Annotated in this window: 5 protein-coding genes and 1 tRNA gene; 4 read left to right on the top strand and 2 right to left on the bottom strand. The window is 42.0% G+C overall.

Annotated elements, in window-relative coordinates; translation table 11 throughout:
• Positions 1-247 precede the first annotated feature (247 nt).
• Positions 248-1,399, bottom strand: a complete 1,152-nt coding sequence (locus M2108_RS31175) for a site-specific integrase (RefSeq protein WP_277473338.1) — start codon at positions 1,397-1,399, stop codon at positions 248-250.
• Positions 1,386-1,616 (bottom strand): helix-turn-helix domain-containing protein, encoded by a 231-nt coding sequence (locus tag M2108_RS31170; protein ID WP_277473339.1) that lies wholly within the window; start codon positions 1,614-1,616, stop codon positions 1,386-1,388. The genes M2108_RS31175 and M2108_RS31170 overlap by 14 nt, the downstream gene beginning before the upstream one ends.
• Before the next feature lie 377 nt (positions 1,617-1,993).
• On the opposite strand from M2108_RS31170, the gene M2108_RS31165 reads away from it, so the two are divergent.
• The 4 genes from M2108_RS31165 to M2108_RS31150 all read left to right on the top strand — a co-directional run bounded on the left by M2108_RS31165 (position 1,994) and on the right by M2108_RS31150 (position 3,365).
• Positions 1,994-2,065, top strand: a tRNA-OTHER gene (locus M2108_RS31165).
• Positions 2,066-2,312: 247 nt separating this feature from the next.
• Entirely contained in the window at positions 2,313-2,594 is a 282-nt protein-coding gene (locus M2108_RS31160; protein WP_277473340.1) for a hypothetical protein, read from the top strand.
• Between the two features lie 90 nt (positions 2,595-2,684).
• Complete coding sequence (locus M2108_RS31155) at positions 2,685-2,855, top strand: hypothetical protein (RefSeq protein WP_277473341.1); 171 nt, start codon at positions 2,685-2,687, stop codon at positions 2,853-2,855.
• 135 nt (positions 2,856-2,990) lie between these two features.
• Positions 2,991-3,365 (top strand): DUF6173 family protein, encoded by a 375-nt coding sequence (locus tag M2108_RS31150; RefSeq protein ID WP_277473342.1) that lies wholly within the window; start codon positions 2,991-2,993, stop codon positions 3,363-3,365.
• The last annotated feature ends 716 nt before the right edge of the window (positions 3,366-4,081 follow it).

The raw sequence follows: 4,081 nt of genomic DNA, 5'->3' as shown, positions 1-4,081 counted from the left end.
ACAGGAGAATCGCTGCTCTGTTTAAATTTTAGACTTTTGAGAAGAGAATGAGCCTGTCACTACCAGTAGAATATCTACTTATGGGACAGCCCCTTCTCACGTATAGGACGGATGGGGTTCGAACCCATGACCCCTACCCTGTCAAGATATAGGCGCATACTTACTGATACTTCCCGTCTCCTCCGAACCCGTACCGCTGTGCGGTTTTGTCTCATATCCTATACAGCCCTGACTTCCTCTGTTTTCCTCATCTTATCTCTTTTGCGGCACCAGAAACGGCACCATTTTTGAAAAATACACTGCCGAACAAATCAGCTGTATCCTGCTGCATATTTGGCATGATGTGAGAGTACCTGTCAATCATTTTGACACTCGACCATCCCATGCGCTCCGCAATTCGCTTGTTATTCTCGCGGGCCTTCAACAGCATAACTACATGTGTATGTCGCAGATCATGGAATCGAATCCTCTTGACACCGGATTTTTCAAGGAAAATACAGAAGGATCTGTTTAAATTCCGAGGTGTTACTTTTGTTCCGGTAGATGTGCAAATAACCAGGCCGTTATCCTCATAAATGAGTTTGTTCCGCATCTTTTCTTCATTACAACGGTGTTTTAGTGTTCTAAGGGCAGTAACAGTATTGATGTCTATTCCAATGGAACGTCTGCCAGCTGTTGTTTTAGTGTCTGCTTGAAACTTCTTGCCATCATGGCTGATTGTTTGAGATACAGAAATAATGCGTCTATCAAGGTCTATGTCCGTCCACCGTAACCCAAGTATCTCAGCTTGACGCATACCCGTTGTTAAAGCTAATAAGAAAGCGCAGTAATAGCGTGCATCTTCTCTCAATGCGGAGTTCAAAAATTTGTGAGATTCTTGTTCTGTCCAGTATAGCATTTCTTTTTTCTCAGCTTTCGGCCGTTTGATTGCCATTGCGGGGTTTTTAATGATCATGTCATACCCAGCAGCTTTATTGAGAGATTCATTTATAATAGAATGCACTTTTTGGATGTTCTCATCAGATAATCTGCCCGACTCTGATAGTTCATTATATAAGTTTTGGATGTGCCTGGGCTTGATCTCACCCAATTGTAAATCCCCGAGGGTAGGGAGTATGTGATTATTGACTAAAGCAGAGTACGTTTTTAAGGTGCTTTCACGGACAGATAGCTTTTTATCTCTCAAGTGATCGGCCATGTAATCCTTATATAGTGTTTTAGATCCGGCGAGGTCAAGGCCGCCACTTAATTTGTTCTTTAATTCTCTTTCAGCTTCTTCAGCATCCTGTCTGCGCTTGAATCCTCTCCGCTTAACACGTTTCCGTTTGCTTCCGTCACCGACCTCTAGGACGAAGTACCATTTGTTCTTTTTAAGTGAGTCGTCTTTAAATACTGTCATTTAAATGCTTACCCTCCTCGCGGTACTCCACAATTTCACTGATACTCTTACACCCCAACGCTTTGCAGAGCTTATCTAATGTTTCTAAATCAACACGTTTAGCTCGCCCATGATAAAGCTCGGATACAGTGTTACGAGCTAGTCCAGTCATTTCAACTACATGAGAAATTTTTAATCGCTGACGGCCCATAACCTCACTGAGCTTATTGTCAATCATTGGATTATCACGCTCCTATTGACCACTATAATACACAAATTAACTAAAATGATCAATAAGTTAATCATTTTGGGTGATCACGGATTATTTATAACTAAATAATTCCTAAAAAATAACGTTTTTAAGTTGCTTCATTACTGTTTTTACGTGTTATTCTTGTAGCATGGAAAACAAAGAGAGCAGCACCCGACACTAGCAATCACCCGTTTGACGGCCAAGAGTCGCAAGGGTAGAACAGGCGGGCAGGCTGCTCTTTTGCTTTCGTACAGGCTCCTTCTTGTTGGGGTTCATTTCCCCCTAGAGCCGTGACCGCAGCGGTTAAAGAGAGGATCGCGGGGGCCTCGCCGGCTGCCCAAGGAAATGCCGGCACATTATGTGCCAAGGTCGGTTAACGGTAAACCTGCAGGCTACGGCCAGCGACTGGGAGGTTCGATTCCTTCCCCTTGGCCTCTTACATCAACACCACCTGTCATGGCCGTCTGAGGACGCGTCCCACGCGCATTAGGTCAGGACGGGCAAATACCAGCCCTGTAAGCCCAAGCCGTAGGAAACGCGTTCCTGCGGCCTGGCAGGGGCATCATGCGGGGTTAGTGTTAATGTAGCACTCCGGCTGTTATCGGCCGGCAGTGGCGGTTCAAGTCCGCTTCTCCGCTTTGCAGGATTTTCCTCCTATTTGCCGAATTAAGGTGGTGGGAGGTGAGAAAACTGGAAGAACGCGAAGAATACTTACAAATGGACCCGGAAGAATTAGATCGGGTCACTCAAGAGCTTAAAGATTTGGAGAGCGAACAATCAAGGCTATATAAAGAGCTACTTGAGCAGCTTGCTATCTTTAAGGCGGGAGAAGTTCTGTACTCGAAAAAAGACTTTGATTTCTTTATCGAGAACATAAACGATTCGATTTCAGCAGTTAAAAGATCGAATCGTGATGTAAAGGGGCAGCTTGAGATTATTAAGGATATTCAAAATCGAGCCTAATTCTTAAAATGTTTGGCTTAATTCATGAGTATCATTTCGTTCAAATTTTTTCAATACTTTCACCAAATCATGGTAGTGGGAGGATCCCGTTTGAATATCAAGGAAATGACACAGGAAGAACTCGAAAGCAAATTGGAAGAATTGATTTTAATTCGAGAGGGCTTTTCTACGGAAAGTAATAGTCGCCATATGTCTGAAATTGAAGATGAAATCTCTCAAATAGAGGTTGCACTTACTCAATTTGAAGAAGAGGAATTCTAACCTTTGATTAAATATGTTAAAAATCTCATAAGGAATACATAAGGCCATCCAATAACCTGGGTGGCTTTTACTCTTGCGAAATTAGCAGGATTTATCTTCCAAACACCGAATTGTGGTTATGGGAGGTGAAAAACAATGGACAAATTTTCTTTCAATTTACCGTCTTTTGAGCCGCCGAGGCTACCGACAGTTGACTTGAGTAATATGAAATTTGAGGCGGAAACGATATCTGAACAGTTGTTTCAATCTGCTCAAGATTATCAGAGGGGATTAGACCCGGATCAAGAGGTTGGTGTTATGCTAGCATCTTTTGGTCAGACAATGACAATCAACATAACGGGAATTGGGCATAAAGGAGCTAAACTGGTGAAATTTACAGGGTTCTTAATGGATAATGGATCTCCAGTAGAGTTGTATCAACATGTTAATCAAATAAGTTTCCTTTTAGTCGCTATTCCCAAAGCCAACCCAGAAGAGCCAAAGAAAAGAATTGGATTCATCCAAGAGTGACTATAGGATATCAAGCCATCCATTAACCAGGGTGGCTTATTTAATGTTCTTCATTATGAATATTCATACACGATATACAGTGTATATGAATGCTCTTGGGGTATAACTCTACACCACTAGCTAAAACATCCTTGGGGTAGAGTTCTCCACCACCATGGGGTATGATTCTCCACCATTAGTGGTGGAGAGTTCTCCACCTAAGATAACTAAAAGAAACATTAAAGAAAAATATAAAGATATATATAAGCATCTCATTTTCTTCTGCATATACAATCGCATAAAACCATTCATACAGGCTGCTCATAAAAGAGTGGTCTATTTGCATTTCAGAGAAAGAAGGTGAACCGGTGAAAAGATTCAGCGATAAGCTCGCTCCATTTGCTACTGATCATTGTTTTGATCATAACAATCAGCCTGGATATTATGAACGGCATCAAAGAGAAACAGCTTAACCAGCGCTACGAGGATTCCCTTAAATAGTATGAGCAGGCCAATAAGGAGTACACCGAATATCTAAAGACCTCACGTGATAGGCTTGAGCTCCTGATAAAGCAGGCAGAGCAGGCAAAGCTAAATTAAATTTGAAAGGAATGGTGGATACATTGATCAGAATTAAGACGGTGGATCGTCTACACTTAGTTGGACATAAAAAATAAGGGCTTGTAGAATAAACCTATCAAGTTAAGGAGCGGAACTCTACAATGCCAAAACAACAA

It is taken from the genome of Paenibacillus sp. PastM-3, from assembly GCF_029893965.1.
Lineage (GTDB): Bacteria > Bacillota > Bacilli > Paenibacillales > Paenibacillaceae > Paenibacillus_AQ.
Note: the sequence above shows the minus strand (reverse complement) of the source record. Positions and strands in the feature narration are given on the sequence as shown.

Bases quoted from the DNA above. Each gene is read 5' to 3' on its own strand.
- M2108_RS31150 (WP_277473342.1), top strand. From the start codon at position 2,991: ATGGACAAATTTTCTTTCAATTTACCGTCTTTTGAGCCGCCGAGGCTA.
- M2108_RS31170 (WP_277473339.1), bottom strand. From the start codon at position 1,616: ATGATTGACAATAAGCTCAGTGAGGTTATGGGCCGTCAGCGATTAAAA.
- M2108_RS31175 (WP_277473338.1), bottom strand. From the start codon at position 1,399: ATGACAGTATTTAAAGACGACTCACTTAAAAAGAACAAATGGTACTTC.